This window comes from Algoriphagus machipongonensis (assembly GCF_000166275.1).
Taxonomy (GTDB): Bacteria; Bacteroidota; Bacteroidia; order Cytophagales; family Cyclobacteriaceae; genus Algoriphagus; species Algoriphagus machipongonensis.
This window is the reverse complement of the sequence record NZ_CM001023.1, coordinates 873,106-887,464: the sequence shown is the minus strand read 5'-3', so window position 1 is coordinate 887,464 and position 14,359 is coordinate 873,106. Positions and strand designations below refer to the sequence as shown.

17 protein-coding genes are annotated in these 14,359 nt (G+C 39.8%); 8 read left to right on the top strand and 9 right to left on the bottom strand.

Annotated elements, in window-relative coordinates; translation table 11 throughout:
- Positions 1-21: 21 nt before the first annotated feature.
- Together porT and ubiE are read right to left on the bottom strand one after the other, a co-directional pair.
- Complete coding sequence (gene porT, locus ALPR1_RS03810; protein ID WP_008198538.1) at positions 22-741, bottom strand: type IX secretion/gliding motility protein PorT/SprT; 720 nt, start codon at positions 739-741, stop codon at positions 22-24.
- 26 nt (positions 742-767) lie between these two features.
- Positions 768-1,490 carry a bifunctional demethylmenaquinone methyltransferase/2-methoxy-6-polyprenyl-1,4-benzoquinol methylase UbiE gene (gene ubiE / locus ALPR1_RS03805; RefSeq protein WP_040302531.1) on the bottom strand — a complete coding sequence of 241 codons (723 nt, stop codon included), beginning with the start codon at positions 1,488-1,490 and terminating at the stop codon, positions 768-770.
- A 123-nt stretch (positions 1,491-1,613) separates the two neighbouring features.
- Between ubiE and yihA the strand changes: the two genes are divergently transcribed.
- From yihA to ALPR1_RS03785, 4 genes are all read left to right on the top strand, one after another.
- Entirely contained in the window at positions 1,614-2,225 is a 612-nt protein-coding gene (gene yihA, locus ALPR1_RS03800) for a ribosome biogenesis GTP-binding protein YihA/YsxC (protein WP_008198535.1), read from the top strand.
- A 40-nt stretch (positions 2,226-2,265) separates the two neighbouring features.
- Positions 2,266-2,688: a DUF5606 family protein gene (locus tag ALPR1_RS03795; RefSeq protein ID WP_008198533.1), complete on the top strand. Its 423-nt coding sequence runs from the start codon at positions 2,266-2,268 to the stop codon at positions 2,686-2,688.
- 36 nt (positions 2,689-2,724) lie between these two features.
- Entirely contained in the window at positions 2,725-3,024 is a 300-nt protein-coding gene (locus ALPR1_RS03790; protein ID WP_008198531.1) for a hypothetical protein, read from the top strand.
- A 204-nt stretch (positions 3,025-3,228) separates the two neighbouring features.
- On the top strand, positions 3,229-4,350 hold the full coding sequence (locus ALPR1_RS03785; protein WP_008198529.1) for a sugar phosphate isomerase/epimerase family protein: 1,122 nt from the start codon (positions 3,229-3,231) through the stop codon (positions 4,348-4,350).
- A gap of 54 nt (positions 4,351-4,404) precedes the next feature.
- Here the strand turns inward: ALPR1_RS03785 and rnhA are convergent, their stop codons facing one another.
- The 4 genes from rnhA to aroQ form a co-directional block, all read right to left on the bottom strand.
- Positions 4,405-4,872: a ribonuclease HI gene (gene rnhA / locus ALPR1_RS03780; protein WP_008198528.1), complete on the bottom strand. Its 468-nt coding sequence runs from the start codon at positions 4,870-4,872 to the stop codon at positions 4,405-4,407.
- Positions 4,873-4,908: 36 nt separating this feature from the next.
- Positions 4,909-5,499, bottom strand: a complete 591-nt coding sequence (locus tag ALPR1_RS03775) for a MarC family protein (RefSeq protein ID WP_008198526.1) — start codon at positions 5,497-5,499, stop codon at positions 4,909-4,911.
- 216 nt (positions 5,500-5,715) lie between these two features.
- Entirely contained in the window at positions 5,716-6,771 is a 1,056-nt protein-coding gene (locus ALPR1_RS03770) for an aminotransferase class V-fold PLP-dependent enzyme (RefSeq protein WP_008198524.1), read from the bottom strand.
- 13 nt (positions 6,772-6,784) lie between these two features.
- Positions 6,785-7,198 carry a type II 3-dehydroquinate dehydratase gene (gene aroQ / locus ALPR1_RS03765; RefSeq protein WP_008198522.1) on the bottom strand — a complete coding sequence of 138 codons (414 nt, stop codon included), beginning with the start codon at positions 7,196-7,198 and terminating at the stop codon, positions 6,785-6,787.
- A gap of 130 nt (positions 7,199-7,328) precedes the next feature.
- Here aroQ and xerD point away from each other — a divergent pair, with 130 nt between their 5' ends.
- From xerD to ALPR1_RS03745, 4 genes are all read left to right on the top strand, one after another.
- Positions 7,329-8,234, top strand: a complete 906-nt coding sequence (gene xerD, locus ALPR1_RS03760) for a site-specific tyrosine recombinase XerD (protein WP_008198519.1) — start codon at positions 7,329-7,331, stop codon at positions 8,232-8,234.
- 276 nt (positions 8,235-8,510) lie between these two features.
- Complete coding sequence (locus ALPR1_RS03755) at positions 8,511-9,551, top strand: quinone-dependent dihydroorotate dehydrogenase (protein WP_008198518.1); 1,041 nt, start codon at positions 8,511-8,513, stop codon at positions 9,549-9,551.
- Between the two features lie 53 nt (positions 9,552-9,604).
- The gene (locus ALPR1_RS03750) at positions 9,605-12,121 is read left to right on the top strand and encodes an FtsK/SpoIIIE family DNA translocase (protein WP_008198517.1); all 2,517 of its coding nucleotides are present in this window, start codon (positions 9,605-9,607) and stop codon (positions 12,119-12,121) included.
- Between the two features lie 35 nt (positions 12,122-12,156).
- On the top strand, positions 12,157-12,810 hold the full coding sequence (locus tag ALPR1_RS03745; RefSeq protein WP_008198516.1) for a LolA family protein: 654 nt from the start codon (positions 12,157-12,159) through the stop codon (positions 12,808-12,810).
- On the opposite strand, the gene ALPR1_RS03740 is transcribed toward ALPR1_RS03745, so the two are convergent.
- The 3 genes from ALPR1_RS03740 to ALPR1_RS03730 are packed head-to-tail and all read right to left on the bottom strand — an operon-like array spanning position 12,794 to position 14,356.
- Entirely contained in the window at positions 12,794-13,378 is a 585-nt protein-coding gene (locus tag ALPR1_RS03740; RefSeq protein ID WP_008198515.1) for an anthranilate synthase component II, read from the bottom strand. The two genes, ALPR1_RS03745 and ALPR1_RS03740, sit on opposite strands and share 17 nt — an antisense overlap.
- Entirely contained in the window at positions 13,362-13,907 is a 546-nt protein-coding gene (locus tag ALPR1_RS03735) for a CvpA family protein (protein WP_008198514.1), read from the bottom strand. The genes ALPR1_RS03740 and ALPR1_RS03735 overlap by 17 nt, the downstream gene beginning before the upstream one ends.
- The gene (locus tag ALPR1_RS03730) at positions 13,904-14,356 is read right to left on the bottom strand and encodes a GatB/YqeY domain-containing protein (protein WP_008198513.1); all 453 of its coding nucleotides are present in this window, start codon (positions 14,354-14,356) and stop codon (positions 13,904-13,906) included. Before ALPR1_RS03730 ends, ALPR1_RS03735 begins: the two co-directional genes overlap by 4 nt.
- Positions 14,357-14,359 lie beyond the last annotated feature (3 nt).

The window sequence follows — 14,359 nt, the reverse complement described above, 5'->3', positions numbered from 1 at the left end:
CTCCCGCTTTAAACTCTCAGCTTACTGAAAGTTCAAGTATAGTGTGATACTTCTACGCTTGATAGAAGATATCGCATCAGCGATCTCAGGAATAGTGTTTTCTCTTCGGTAGGCGTTGGTAAGGCCATGTGAAAAACGAATTTCAGGCGCAAACTTGAAGTACTTGAAATAAATCTCGAAACCCATTCCCATTTCCAGAGAAACATCCTGTCCAGTGGTCACCAGATCTTCAATGTCAGCCTCATCTTGAGCTTTGGTACGGAAGTTATAGCTAGCTCCTCCAATAAAATACATTCGAGTATTATTGAAACGCTGGGATCTATATTTAAAAAGTAAAGGAAGCTCTACCATCGTAGCTTCTGAGGTCAGAACTTGCGATGTATTGATGTTACCGTCTGTATATCCATCAGTATTGATCAAGGAAGGATCCTCTGAACCAAAATACCTCACTTCTGTTTTGTACTCATAAAAACCCACTTTTGGGGTAAATAGCAATTGAACCTGATCATGAAATCTCAGAATCCCTATAAAGCCTAAAGAAAAGCCGGGATTATTCTGTGCATAAATCCCTTGAACTCCAGCTGAGCTAGTGGTGGCTGGATTCATAAATGCATCTGAGTACTTAATCTGGTACCTATTGGTATGAGCAGCAAGAAAAAAACCATAGGAAATGGTTCGATTATCTGATCCAGATCCTGAGGTAAGCCCAAACATCCCCTGCCCAAAAGAAGGCAAAGTCATTAGGGCGAACAAAAAAATTGTTAGGCCTATTTTACTCCTACGTAAATGGAGCTGATACCAAATGTTAGAGGTTTGCATACTGTTTGTGTAAATCCGACCTTTTTCAATACAGCCAGAAAATCTTCACCATCAGGAAAAGCCTGAACCGATTCAGGAAGATAAGTATAAGCAGAATTGTCCTTGGATACAATTTTACCTATTTGTGGTAGGATAAAATTGGAGTAAAATCCGTAGGCTTGCTTCATGGGAAATTTGCGAGGCTTGCTAAATTCCACAATTACTGTCTTACCTCCAGGCTTTAATACGCGATACATATCTGCCAGACCCTTTTCTAAATTTTCAAAGTTTCTAACTCCAAAGGAAACGATGACCGCATCAAATTTATTATCCTCAAAAAGTAATCCTTCCGAATCACCCATTTGAAGTTCGATTTTATCATCCAGACCTTTTTTGGTCATTTTTTTTCTTCCTTCGGAAAGCATTCCCTCAGAAATATCCACTCCGATCACTTTATCTGGATTTAGCGCTAAGGCTTCGATGGCAAAATCACCGGTACCTGTGGCAATATCCAGGATCAACTTAGGCTGGTCTTCTTTTAAAAGCTTGATTGCCTTTTTTCTCCAAGTAATATCAATGCCCATGCTGAGCACATGATTGAGCAAGTCATATCGATGACTGATATTGTCAAACATCTCAGCAACCTGAGCTTTTTTAGGGTCTTTTTTATCTTTGTATGGTAATACAGCCATCACGATTCGTTCTTTGGAGGCGCAATAATACTCAAGAAACCTGAGGATTGGAAAATTGTTACAGGAATTGAGTCTTATCGATCTAAAATAGAAAGTCGTACTTTTGCATTCAAACCATAGTTTATGATCCAGCAAGCACAATTTGTCATCAGTAATACGAATCCGGGAAATTGCCCAAAACCAGACCGGGCAGAGATCGCATTTATCGGCAGATCCAATGTCGGGAAAAGCTCCTTGATCAATATGCTAACCGGAAAAAGCGGCTTAGCCAAAACCTCTCAAAAGCCCGGTAAAACCCAGTTGATCAACCACTTTATGATCAATGAAAAATGGTACTTGGTCGATCTACCTGGTTACGGTTTCGCCAAAATTAACGTGAAAGTTAAACAGGGATGGGAAAGCATGATCAGTACTTATTTGACTAAAAGGGAAAACCTTTGCGGCGTTTTTGTGCTGATTGATAGCAGACTCGAACCCCAAAAGATTGACTTGGAGTTTTTATACTGGTGTGGAACAGAAGGCGTTCCTGCAGTTTTGGTATTTACCAAAGCTGACAAACAGTCTAAAAACAAGACCAATCAAAATATTCAAAAATTCCTAAAAAAGATGGTTGACATCTTTGAAGAGGCCCCTCAGTATTTTGTAACATCAGCAGAAAGTGCACAGGGAAAAGAAGAACTAACCAGTTTTATCGAAGAACTCGTACAAGAATATGAATCTGGAGAGATCATTTAAGCTATAATCTTATATTTGCAGCCTGAAAAAACTTAAACCAATGAATTTTAAAGACATCGCCACTGTAGCCGGGAAGCCTGGCTTATTCAAAGTTTTAAAACCATCTAGGTCTGGAGTGATCTTAGAAAGTATGGATGATAAAAAAGCGAAACTGGTGGCAGGCATGTCCCAGCGCGTTTCTATCCTTAGTGATATCTCCATTTATACTTTGACAGAAGAAGGAGCAGAGCCTTTGGAGTCTATCATGAAAAAAATTGAGACTGAATTTGAGGGAGACCTTGGCCTGGAAAGCAATCCTGATGATACTGAGCTTAGAGCTTTTATGAAACACATTCTTCCTGAAGTAGACGAATCAAGAGTGTATACTTCAGACATCAAGAAATTAATCACTTGGTATGGAATTATCCGTGTTCAGGCTCCCGAAACGCTTCAGGAATCCAGCGAAGAAGAAAAAGAAGACTAAAACTAGCCTCGCACATGCGGGGCTTTTTTATTACCTATGGAGAAAGCACTGATCCAAGAAACTTTTCAGCTACTGGAAAAAGATTTTCAGTTTCCCGAGACTATCCCCACAACCAATGAGGCGGAGGCGCTAAGTTTTTTGGCCAAAATCATTCGTCATATGTTGGATAGGGATTTTGAAAGGCTTCTTCAAATTTGCTATCGCATCGATTTGGGAGAGGAAAAATTAAAGAAAATCCTTCATGAGTCTGAGCCTGACCAAGTAGCTCCCGATTTGGCCCGTGCGCTTTGGGAAAGGCAAAAAATGAAAGTGGAGATCCGAAGAAGGTATTCTTGATGGAGGATTTATGATGTAAGATTTATGATTTTAGATTTTAGATTTTTTTTGTCAGGCTGAGCGGAATCGAAGCCCATTTCCAAAGAACTACTTTAAGTCCTCGACTCCCTGCCTACCGGACAGGCAGGCGTTCGGATTGACATCAATTATTGATTTTCCCAAATCAATTCTTATTTTTTCACTCCAAACTTTAAACTCTTCCCCATGGCGAACCCAATCTGGATTATGACATCCGCATTTGATCAACTCAACTTAGATCAAACCCTAGAAAAAGCATTAGAAATTGGCGCTCAAGGACTGGATCTATGTGTCTTCAGAAAGGATGGCACCCGTGATGATTTCGTAGCCACACATTTGGATTATGAGAACTTTGGACCTGAGGAAGCAAGCAAACTGATCGAGAAATTTAATGGAGCCAAACTGAGGCTTTCAATCGGTGCTTTTGATAATCTGATTGGTGGTGACCCTGATCAACGCATTAAGAACCAAAATCATTTATTACGACTAATTCGAATGGCCCACCTTCTCGGAGGAGATGAAAATGATGTGAAAGTAGGAACATTCGTAGGCTATAACCACGAACTCGGCATTCAGGAGGGAGGTTTCGAGAAAAATTTATTGGAATACCAGAGAGTCTTTGGCCCTATCATTCGATACGCAAACAGTCTGGGGGTTACTGTTCTTTATGAAAACTGCCCTATGGAAGGCTGGAGAAGTTCTGGGTACTTTGGCACCTACAACAACCTGCCCGGGGTATTGGCGGCAAGGAAAATCATGTATGAACTTGTACCTGAAAGCAACCATGGAGAAATTTATGACCCTTCTCATGACATTTGGCAGCAAACAGATCCCATTGAAGTCATTAAAAACACTGATATGAATCGCCTCAAAAGGATCCATGTCAAATCCACCCGAAATAATCCTGATCCATTTTGGGGAAATATGTATGCCATGCAGCAAGTCCCTGAGGAATGGGCAAAAAAAGCAGGAATTCCCAATAGTGATAACCCATGGGACAGACACCACTACGAAGCCACCTTACCAGGTTTTGGCTTAGGTGACTCTATGGACTGGAGAGCTTTTGTAAACATTTTGAAAGAGCGAAATTTCTCGGGCCCTTTCGAAATCGAAAATGAAGCAGTCCTTTCTAAACAGACAGGAAATATGGGCGCGATTGTCCAAGGTTGCAAAGCTGCCATTCAAAATTTGGCTCCACTACTCTATGATTTGGGAGATCAAGGCTGGCAATATCCTGAGTCAGAATACAAATCCCTTTTGGAAGTTAATCGAAGTGACATTCCATTGATGACAATGGAGAAATTATAGGATTTATAGTCTGAAATGCATTAAATCAAATTTCAGACTATAGATTTTTAACTTTCACTTTTGGCTATCTTCATATCCTACATCAGCAGGAAGATTTCTTCCTTCAGCAGCCTCTACCGCTAGCTGATCACATCGCTCATTTTCAGGGTTTCCTGCATGTCCTTTTACCCAAATAAACTTAGGTTTATACTTCAAATGAAGTGGGATATATCGCAACCAAAGATCCGGATTCTTTTTGTCCTTAAAGCCTTTTTTCTGCCAGCCCCAAAGCCACCCTTTCTCAATGGCATCCACCACATATTTGCTATCAGAGTAGATTTGAACAGGAATTCCCGTGACTTTCAGCGCTTGAAGAGCACGAATCACAGCTAGGAGTTCCATGCGATTATTGGTGGTTAACCTATAGCCTTCAGAAAGCTCTTTTCTAAGGATAGATCCTTTATTATTGAAAAGTAAAACAGCACCGTATCCGCCAGGACCTGGATTGCCTTTGGCAGCACCGTCAGTATAAATAGAAATCATGGAACAAAGTAAAGGAAAATGAACTAGACAAAAATATTAAATCCCAGAATCTACACCGATTGGAAAAGCATTTGTCTTGAAAATCTTAACAGCGATAGAAAGTAGAATAATGCCAAAGATTCTTCTTAAAACATCCAATCCCGTTTTGCCTATTTTTCGTTCCAGCCAACCAGTGCTTTTCAACACGATATAAACCAAAATCAAATTCAGCAAAATCCCAATAGCGATATTGATCTGGTCGAATTCTGCTTTCAAAGTTAATATTGTGGTTAACGTACCTGCACCGGCAATCAGTGGAAAAGCAATAGGAACAATAGAGGCGCCATCTTTAGCCTCAGGGTCAGATTTAAAAAGTTCTACTCCCAAAATCATCTCAGCGCCTATTGCAAAAATGATCAGCGCACCTGCTATCGCAAAATCCTCCACTCCTATCCCAAAAAGCCCTAAAATTGACTTTCCAGCGAAAAGAAATAATATCATGAGAATCCCTGCCGCCAAAGTTGCTTTTTCGGATTGGATATGGCCTACCTTCTGTCTCAGGTTGACAATAATCGGGATCGAACCGAGTATATCAATCACTGAAAAAAGGATAAGAGAAACGGATAAAATTTCTTTCAGATCAAACATGCCGCAAAAATAAAGAATTTATGATTGTGGATATATGATTTCAGATTTAAGAAATAGTGAATGCATAAGGCTACATTCGACAATTGAGATAATGTGAAAAAAAATGGTCCAAGTTTATAAACTTGAACCATTGTAAGCCTCCAAAGTAATCAAAAGACTTCGAAGGCTAAAAAACATAAGACCTTCGGGGTTTTTAAAACCCCAAAGGTCTTCCTATTAATATCTCGATAAAAACCCAATCAATTTATCCATTTCGGTATTTGTGATCGCCGGGAAATTGGCAATCCTAAAAGAAGTGGGTTTCAATGGACCATATCCAGACCCCAGCTGCATCCCTTCTTTTTCGGCATCCTTTTTTACAGAAGCAATCAAATCTTCAGGACCTGTTACTGCAAGTACAGTAGTACTTCTTGTTTCTGAATTATCGACTAGCATCCTCAATGATTGAGACTGGGCAACGGCATTTTCAAGTTTTTGCATCCTCTCCCGAAGATTCGCATCTACATGTTGGATTTCTTCCAGATCTTTTAAAACTCGATTTAGAAGATAAATTCCAAAAACATTTGGGGTATAATGTGTTTGATATCCACTTGCATTTTGAAGGATAAAGCTCAGTGAATTATACCTGCCCTTTTCTCCCTTGGACTCGCATTTTTCAATTGCTTTTGGCGAAAGAATCAAAATCCCAAGACCTGCAGGTAAGCCAAAACATTTCTGAACTGATGCATACCAAATATCTGCTAATGAAAAGTCCAATTCAATTCCTGCCATTGAAGATGTGGTATCCACAGCAATCATTTTCTCAGGGTACTTTTCTTTGATCTCTTCAATCACCGCCATAGGTACCTGAGTAGCATTGGCCGTTTCATTTTGCGTCAGTGCGATTAGATCAAAATCCTCTGAAATATCCAAATCTGAAACTTGAACCGCTTTATTTGCCTCTATCTTCAAACCATCAGTTGCTGGGTTGATATGCTTTGCAAAGCCGATCCATTTTTTTCCAAATGAACCTGAATAAATATGGAAACTCGCCTTCTCCACGATGGATTGCGTGATGATCTCCCAGTTTTCAGTAGCAGAAGATGTAAACAACAATTTGTAATCCTCCGGCAAATGAAGCTTGTCACGCATCAATTGCTCAGTTTCCTGATACAAATGCATGAAAGCATTGCTTCGGTGATTAGCACTCAGGATGCCTTCCTTGTAGGCATCTTGCAAATAGGTTGGTAGGGCATCATAGACTTTAGATGGCCCAGGTGCAAATGTGAGCATAGGTTTTATTGAGTTATAGAAAATAGCGAATTCCTAGTTCGTAGCCTTTGAGGCCTAATCCGGAGATCATCCCCACGCAGGATTTAGAAATAATGCTTTTATGTCGGAATTCTTCTCGTTTATAAATATTAGAAATATGCACTTCCAGAGTCGGAGTATTGACTCCTGCGATAGCATCCGAAATTGCTACTGAAGTATGAGTGTATCCGCCAGCATTGAGCAATATTGCATCAAAAGAAAAACCTACTTCATGGATTTTATTGATCAACTCACCCTCCACATTACTTTGAAAGTAGTGTAACTCAATGTCTGGAAAAGTACTTTTTAGCTCTTCAAAATATTCTTCGAATGAAGTGCTTCCATAGACTTCTGGTTCTCTTTTTCCAAGAAGATTAAGATTTGGACCGTTAATAATCAAAATTTTCAAAACAAAATTCGGTTTAATGAAGATGCTACAAAGGTAATCTGTTTCTGATTGGAAAGTTAAAACCTTTCCACATTTGAACCTTCCAACTTTAGCACCTAATTTTCCAATATTTTAATTTTTAAATCTGACAATGACCAAAACCTGGGAAAATCACATCAAACAATTTCGACACTATTTGAAATTAGAGAGGTCGCTTAGTGAAAACTCCATTGAAGCTTACACGCGTGATGTAGAAAAACTGGCAGCCTATAGTTCGAAGAATTTCCCTGACAAAAACCCTTTAAACTTAGAGTTAGAGCATTTACGAAAATTCGTGAATGAACTCGCTCAACTCGAAATTTCAGATTACACCCAGGCCAGAATTATCTCTGGAATCAAGGCTTTTTATCGCTTTTTAATGTATGAGGATAAAATCACAGAAGATCCTGCCCAGCTATTGGAAGCACCTAAACTTGGGAGAAAACTTCCTGACACACTCAGTTATCAAGAAATCGTGCAACTCCTTGAAGCTATTCCTTTGGGAGAACCGGAAGGCCATCGAAATCGCGCCATGCTGGAAATGCTTTACAGTTCCGGTTTACGGGTAAGCGAACTTATCGAACTTAAAAAAGGACAGATATTCGAGGATATTGGGTTTCTGAGAGTGATAGGGAAAGGAAACAAAGAACGACTTGTTCCGATAGGGAAAGACGCGTTGAAGTATTTAAATATTTATAAAGATGAAGTACGGGTGCATCAATCCATCGCAAAAGGTCACGAAGAATTTGTCTTTTTAAACCGTCGGGGTAAAAAGCTTTCTCGAGTAATGATTTTTCTAATCATCAAAAAAACAGCTGAATTGGCTGGAATCGAAAAAAACATCTCTCCGCATACTTTTCGGCATTCTTTTGCCACACATTTGATTGAAGGCGGAGCTGATCTTCGTGCTGTTCAGGAAATGCTCGGTCATGAAAGCATTACCACCACGGAAATCTACACGCATCTCGATCGGGATTATTTAAGGCAGGTTCTTACCGATTTTCATCCGCGGAAATAAAGTCCCACCTCAAACTTTAGGTTCGGGTTTTTCAGCAACGATGCGATTGGCATTTATCTAAACAGCCAATTAACATATCATATTTGACAACCAGGTTTTCCCGGAATTTAATGCTAATAAAAAAAGAGATCATTTTTTTTGTTCAAGGACTGTTCGTGTCATCTTTAGTGGCTTACAAAAACACAAAATTACCGTATCGACCAATTCAATTTTCTGTTTTTAAAGAAATCCAATTCCTCATTGTTTAACTTTACGGTCTGAAAAGCAAATAAGACCGTGTACAAATCCATCCTAAAACCTCTTTTCTTCCTTAAAAAACCGGAAGATGCCCACCATTTCACCTTCGATCTAACCAAATTTACTTTCAACTTCCCCATTGCTAAATCCATTGTCAAGTCTACTTTTCAATTGGATCATCCTAGCCTTGAGCGAGAGGTATTCGGTTTAAAATTCAAAAATCCCGTAGGATTGGCAGCGGGTTTTGACAAAGATGCCAAGTTGATCGATGAAATGGCCATGTTAGGTTTTGGTTTTATTGAAATTGGAACTTTGACTCCAAAACCCCAAGATGGAAATCCTCAACCTAGACTTTTCAGACTTCCATCCGATGAATCATTAATTAACCGTATGGGGTTCAATAATGGCGGAGTACACGAGGCTGTCAAACGCCTAAAAAAGAGAAAATCGGATGTTATTGTAGGAGGAAACATTGGTAAAAACAAAGTGACTCCAAATGAAAATGCTGTTGACGATTACTTGATTTGCCTAGAAGCTCTTCATCCTTATGTGGATTATTTTGTAGTCAATGTAAGTTCTCCAAACACACCCAATTTGCGTGATCTTCAGGAAAAGGAACCCTTGACTAAATTACTCTTGGCAGTAAAAAAGGCCAACGATCAAAAAGAAAACCCAAAACCTATTTTACTAAAAATAGCTCCCGATTTAACCAATGGGCAATTGGACGATATTGTGGATATTGTTTTAGAAACAAAAATTGATGGGGTGATTGCTACCAATACGACTATTGACCGTTCGCAACTGAGCACTCCGGTGTCCCAAGTTGAGGCAATAGGAGCAGGCGGTGTTTCTGGCAAAGTTTTAGGCAAGAGAAGTACTGAGGTCATCCGATATCTATCCGAAAAATCTAATAAATCCTTTCCAATCATCGGGGTTGGCGGAATTTTCTCCGCAGAGGACGCTATTGAGAAACTTGAGGCTGGTGCAAGCTTAGTTCAAGTGTACTCGGGCATGATTTATGAGGGACCTGGGTTGATCAAAAAGATCAAGAAAGGATTATTGGCTTATTTTTCGCGGTAATTAGCCAAACTCAATCCAATCATCTTATCTTAAAATCGGATTTAATCGAATACATGGCCACCAATTCACCAAGGACCAATACTTTTAGGAAAAAAGGAGAAAAACCGAAGAAGAAAACAGCCTCTAATTCAAAAGGGCCTAAGTTTTCCTTTGGCTCTATAAAGAGCTCCAAATTGGTTTTAACCATGGGAATTCTTCTCATGTCCATGGGGATCTTCCTTTTCATTGCATTCATCAGCTATTTACTCAATGGTCCTTCAGATCAAAGTTTAGTGATGAATACTCCAATTGATGATGAAATCCGTGAAACCGCAAGAAACTCCGGCAATTGGCTTGGATATTTAGGGGCACAGGCTGCTCACTGGATGATTTACAGATGGTTTGGAATAGCAGCATTTCTATTTCCACCCTTCTTGTTTTTCCTAGGTTTCAAATGGAGCTTTAAAACCTCTTTAGTTTCCTTAACGAGATACACCACTTTTGCTTTATTCTTCACCTTTTGGTTAGGCTTGCTCACTGGATATATCGTCATTTTAGTAGAAGGATATTCTTATTGGAGCTTCCTTTCAGGAGGTTTTGGGTATGAATTGGCAAAATTATCTGCCGACTTCCTAAGCTGGGGAACATTCATCTTGATTGGAGCAGCTCTCTTGATATTCGTAATCTTCTTTTTCGACATTGATAAACTGGAATGGTTTACACCAAAGGCAGAGTCTGAAGAAGACTTACTTGACAAAACATTTGATGAGTTGGATGAAACTAACTCAACAGCCAAAAATCCATTTGATAGCTCTAAGCAAAACGATTCAGCGATAGAAGAAGAGGAAGAAGACATTGAAGATGACGGCAGCGATTGGATTGTGAAGAATGAATCTGTTGATCTGGTTGATGAACCAGCAAAAGATGAAAAACCCGTTGAGGAGGAAGATGATATTTTCAAGGTCAATCAAGTCAACCTTTTGGATGAAATTGTAGAAAAGCCCAAAGAACCTGTTGAGGAAAAAAGCTTCTCTGTAACCAAAGCTGAGGGAGAAGAAAAGACCGCTTCAGAAGTTGAAAATTTAGACCCTTTTGATCCTACGCTAGATTTACCTCGCTACAAATACCCAACCTTGGATTTACTGAATGAATATGACGTTCAGAAAGTCACGGTGTCCAGACAAGAACTGGAAGACAACAAAAACAAGATTGTTGAAACCCTTATCAATTTTAAAATAGGGATTCAGGAGATTAAAGCTACGATTGGCCCTACTGTGACACTTTACGAAATCGTCCCTGAGCCCGGAGTAAAAATCTCCAAAATCAAAAATCTGGAGGATGACATTGCCCTAAGTTTAGCTGCATTGGGTATTCGTATCATTGCTCCAATTCCTGGCAAAGGTACGATCGGGATTGAGGTCCCAAATAAAAATAGGGAGCTCGTTCCTGCCAGAGCTGTATTGGGCACGGAGAAATTTATGCGTTCTGATAAGGACTTGCCTGTGGCTTTGGGTAAAACCATATCCAATGAAGTATTTGTTGCCGATTTAGCGAAAATGCCTCACTTGTTGATGGCAGGTGCTACGGGACAAGGTAAATCGGTGGGTCTGAATATGATTCTCGCTTCTTTGATTTACAAAAAGCATCCATCTCAATTGAAGTTTGTGCTTGTCGATCCGAAGAAAGTAGAACTTTCACTTTTCAACAAGATAGAAAGACATTTCCTAGCCAAGCTTCCCGGAGCTGAGGAGGCTATCATTACGGATACCAAAAAAGTAATTTATACGCTTAATTCCCTTTGTATTGAAATGGACAATCGCTATAACCTGCTGAAAGACGCCGGAGCGAGAAACCTAAAAGAATACAATGCGAAATTCATTGGCAGAAAATTAAACCCGGAAAACGGGCATCACTACATGCCTTATATCGTCCTCGTTATTGATGAATTGGCAGATTTGATGATGACTGCAGGAAAGGAGATCGAAGGTCCTATCGCAAGGCTAGCTCAGCTGGCACGTGCCATTGGTATTCACTTGGTATTAGCGACTCAGAGACCTTCTGTAAATGTGATCACGGGTATTATCAAAGCCAATTTCCCAGCAAGACTTTCCTTCCGTGTTACCTCAAAAATAGATAGCCGAACAATTTTAGATGCAGGAGGAGCCGATCAATTGATCGGTATGGGTGATATGCTTCTGTCTCAAGGCTCGGACATGATCCGTATTCAATGCGCCTTCCTGGACACCCCTGAGGTAGACGCTATTTGTGATTGGATTGGAGAGCAAAAAGGCTATTCTGACGCCTATCTTTTACCTGAATTCGAGGGAGAAGACAGTGACAGTAGTATAGGTGAAGTAGATTTATCTGATCGTGATCCACTTTTTGATGATGCCGCTAAATTGATTGTAATGCACCAGCAAGGAAGTACTTCTTTGATTCAGCGAAAGCTGAAGTTAGGATACAACAGAGCCGGTAGAATTATTGACCAATTAGAAGCTGCAGGGATCGTAGGAGCATTTGAAGGATCAAAGGCAAGAGAAGTCTTAGTTCAGGATGAGGCTAGTTTGGAACGGTTATTGAATAGCTTGTAATAGCTGATTTATAGAGTTCATTCAGCTGAAATTACATGAAAAAAATAGCCCTAGTATTCACCATAGTATTTGCAGCATTTATCACTCTTGACGCCGCTGCACAAAAAGACCCGAAAGCAAAAGAAGTATTGGATGGCATGAGCCAAAAATACCAAAGCATGAAAGGGTTTACCGCAAGCTTTGATTATACCTATTCTGATATAGCAGGAACAGGTGATCGCCAAAGTGGCGAAATTGCTGTAAAGGGAAACCAATACAGACTAAAGCTTCCAGATCAAGAGATTTTTAACGATGGAAAGACCGTATGGACTTTCATAGAAACCTCCACTTACAAGGAAGTCACTATCAATGATGTTTCTCAAATGGAAGGAGAATTAACGCCTTCAAACATCTATAAGATGTATGAGAAAGGATATGATTACAAGTTATTGGCAGATAAATCCTATCAGGGAAAAACAGCTAATGTAGTGGAATTAGAAGCCGAAAAATCGAATGCACCTTTTCAAAAGGTGAAGTTGATGATCGACAAAAACACCAAGGATTTATTGGGCTGGGAAATGTTTGATGATCAAGGTGGAACCTTTGCTTATGCCTTCAAAAATCTAAAGGCTGATCCCAATATCCCAGACAGCCACTTTGTTTTTGACACCAAAAAACATGCGGGAGTAGAAGTCATTGACTTACGCTAATTCTCTGTGGAATAGCCTTAATCCAATTCTTTATCAATTCGAGACCATATTGCGTTAAATGCGCTTCAGGATGGTATTGAATCCCTAAAATGGGAAGCTCTTTATGAACAACCCCCATTACTTCTCCTTTCTCTGTTTCTAGGATTATTTTCAGATCATCTGGAACATGCTCCAATTGAAGGGAATGGTATCTGGTAACACTGAATTTTTCAGGAATTTGTTCTGTGAAGGGATGCGCTATTGTCTTTTTGACCTCATGAACTTTCCCATGTACAGGAAACTCATTTTTCACCAGATCAGCACCAAAAAATTCACCAATTGCCTGATGGCCTAAGCACACTCCTAATACTGGAACTTGATCATGATACTTTTCAAGTATTTCCATAAGGTTTCCAGCTTGGTAAGGTCTTCCCGGTCCAGGAGATAAAATAAGTCCTGAGAAATTAATTTTTTGAACCTCTTCCAGAGGGCAGTCATTTCTGACTATTTTCAATTCCGCGCCTGTCTGTCGGACCAAATCGGCCAACATATGACTAAAGGAATCAAAATTATCAATCAGCAGAATCATTTAAAATATCATCTACGATCTCTTCAAGCTTTTCTAAATTGGTCTCCACTTGCGGAAATAAAGGTTCTATTGCCTCAACGATTGCAGGTGCCACTGGCTCAATGAAGCCTAAATAATCAGAATCTGCAGTCCATTGCTTTGGCATATCAAGCTTAAAAAGACTGGCTTGCCAGAGAAATAAACTCACAAAGAAAGCCGCTTTAACAATCCCAAGAAACACCCCCGCGATAGAATCTAAGGAACCCAGCAAGACTATATCCATAGCTTTTTTCAAGATGTACCCAAGAACTTTGATGACCGAAAGAGTAATTAGAAAAATTACCAAGAAACCTATAGCAGGATAGCCTAAATTGAATTCTGTGACATTGTATTTAAGCCAATCCGTCATGGAGTCCATTAAATACACTCCCAAAATTATGGCAATCACAAAGCCAAAAAGGCCAAGGATCCCCATCAGGAATCCTTGCCTATATCCTTCAAAGGCACCTAAGCCTAAGATGGCAATCAATATGATGTCTACCGTGCTCAACTATTCAATATGGCTTTTACTTTGTCTGCAATGGCTTTTCCATCTGCTTTTCCAGCCAACTGCTTACTCGCTACTCCCATTACTTTCCCCATTTCTTTTGGGCTGGAAGCACCTGTTTGAGTAATGATTTCCTGAATTGCTGCTGTTAACTCTTCATCCGTCAAGGCCTTTGGCAAAAACTCTTGAATGATAGAAAGTTCAGCCATTTCCACGGCATAAAGATCCTCCCTGTTTTGTTCTTTATAAATATCTGCAGAATCCTTTCTCTGCTTAGCTGCTTTCGTCAAAATCTTCATTTCTTCGTTTTCAGTCAAGCCTCCTCCTGCACTCCCTTTAGTCTCCTCTAGTAGTATCAAAGATTTCACCGCTCTCAATGCTCTCAATCTATCCTTATCTTTGGCAATCATAGCGGATTTAATTTCGCTATCTATTTTCTGCTTTAAACTCATAAG

Excerpts from the sequence above, each read along its gene's own strand:
- porT (WP_008198538.1), bottom strand. The coding sequence starts at position 741 with ATGACTTTGCCTTCTTTTGGGCAGGGGATGTTTGGGCTTACCTCAGGA.
- ubiE (WP_040302531.1), bottom strand. The coding sequence starts at position 1,490 with ATGGCTGTATTACCATACAAAGATAAAAAAGACCCTAAAAAAGCTCAG.
- yihA (WP_008198535.1), top strand. The coding sequence starts at position 1,614 with ATGATCCAGCAAGCACAATTTGTCATCAGTAATACGAATCCGGGAAAT.
- ALPR1_RS03795 (WP_008198533.1), top strand. The coding sequence starts at position 2,266 with ATGAATTTTAAAGACATCGCCACTGTAGCCGGGAAGCCTGGCTTATTC.
- ALPR1_RS03790 (WP_008198531.1), top strand. The coding sequence starts at position 2,725 with ATGGAGAAAGCACTGATCCAAGAAACTTTTCAGCTACTGGAAAAAGAT.
- ALPR1_RS03785 (WP_008198529.1), top strand. The coding sequence starts at position 3,229 with ATGGCGAACCCAATCTGGATTATGACATCCGCATTTGATCAACTCAAC.
- rnhA (WP_008198528.1), bottom strand. The coding sequence starts at position 4,872 with ATGATTTCTATTTATACTGACGGTGCTGCCAAAGGCAATCCAGGTCCT.
- ALPR1_RS03775 (WP_008198526.1), bottom strand. The coding sequence starts at position 5,499 with ATGTTTGATCTGAAAGAAATTTTATCCGTTTCTCTTATCCTTTTTTCA.
- ALPR1_RS03770 (WP_008198524.1), bottom strand. The coding sequence starts at position 6,771 with ATGCTCACATTTGCACCTGGGCCATCTAAAGTCTATGATGCCCTACCA.
- xerD (WP_008198519.1), top strand. The coding sequence starts at position 7,329 with ATGACCAAAACCTGGGAAAATCACATCAAACAATTTCGACACTATTTG.
- ALPR1_RS03750 (WP_008198517.1), top strand. The coding sequence starts at position 9,605 with ATGGCCACCAATTCACCAAGGACCAATACTTTTAGGAAAAAAGGAGAA.
- ALPR1_RS03745 (WP_008198516.1), top strand. The coding sequence starts at position 12,157 with ATGAAAAAAATAGCCCTAGTATTCACCATAGTATTTGCAGCATTTATC.
- ALPR1_RS03740 (WP_008198515.1), bottom strand. The coding sequence starts at position 13,378 with ATGATTCTGCTGATTGATAATTTTGATTCCTTTAGTCATATGTTGGCC.
- ALPR1_RS03730 (WP_008198513.1), bottom strand. The coding sequence starts at position 14,356 with ATGAGTTTAAAGCAGAAAATAGATAGCGAAATTAAATCCGCTATGATT.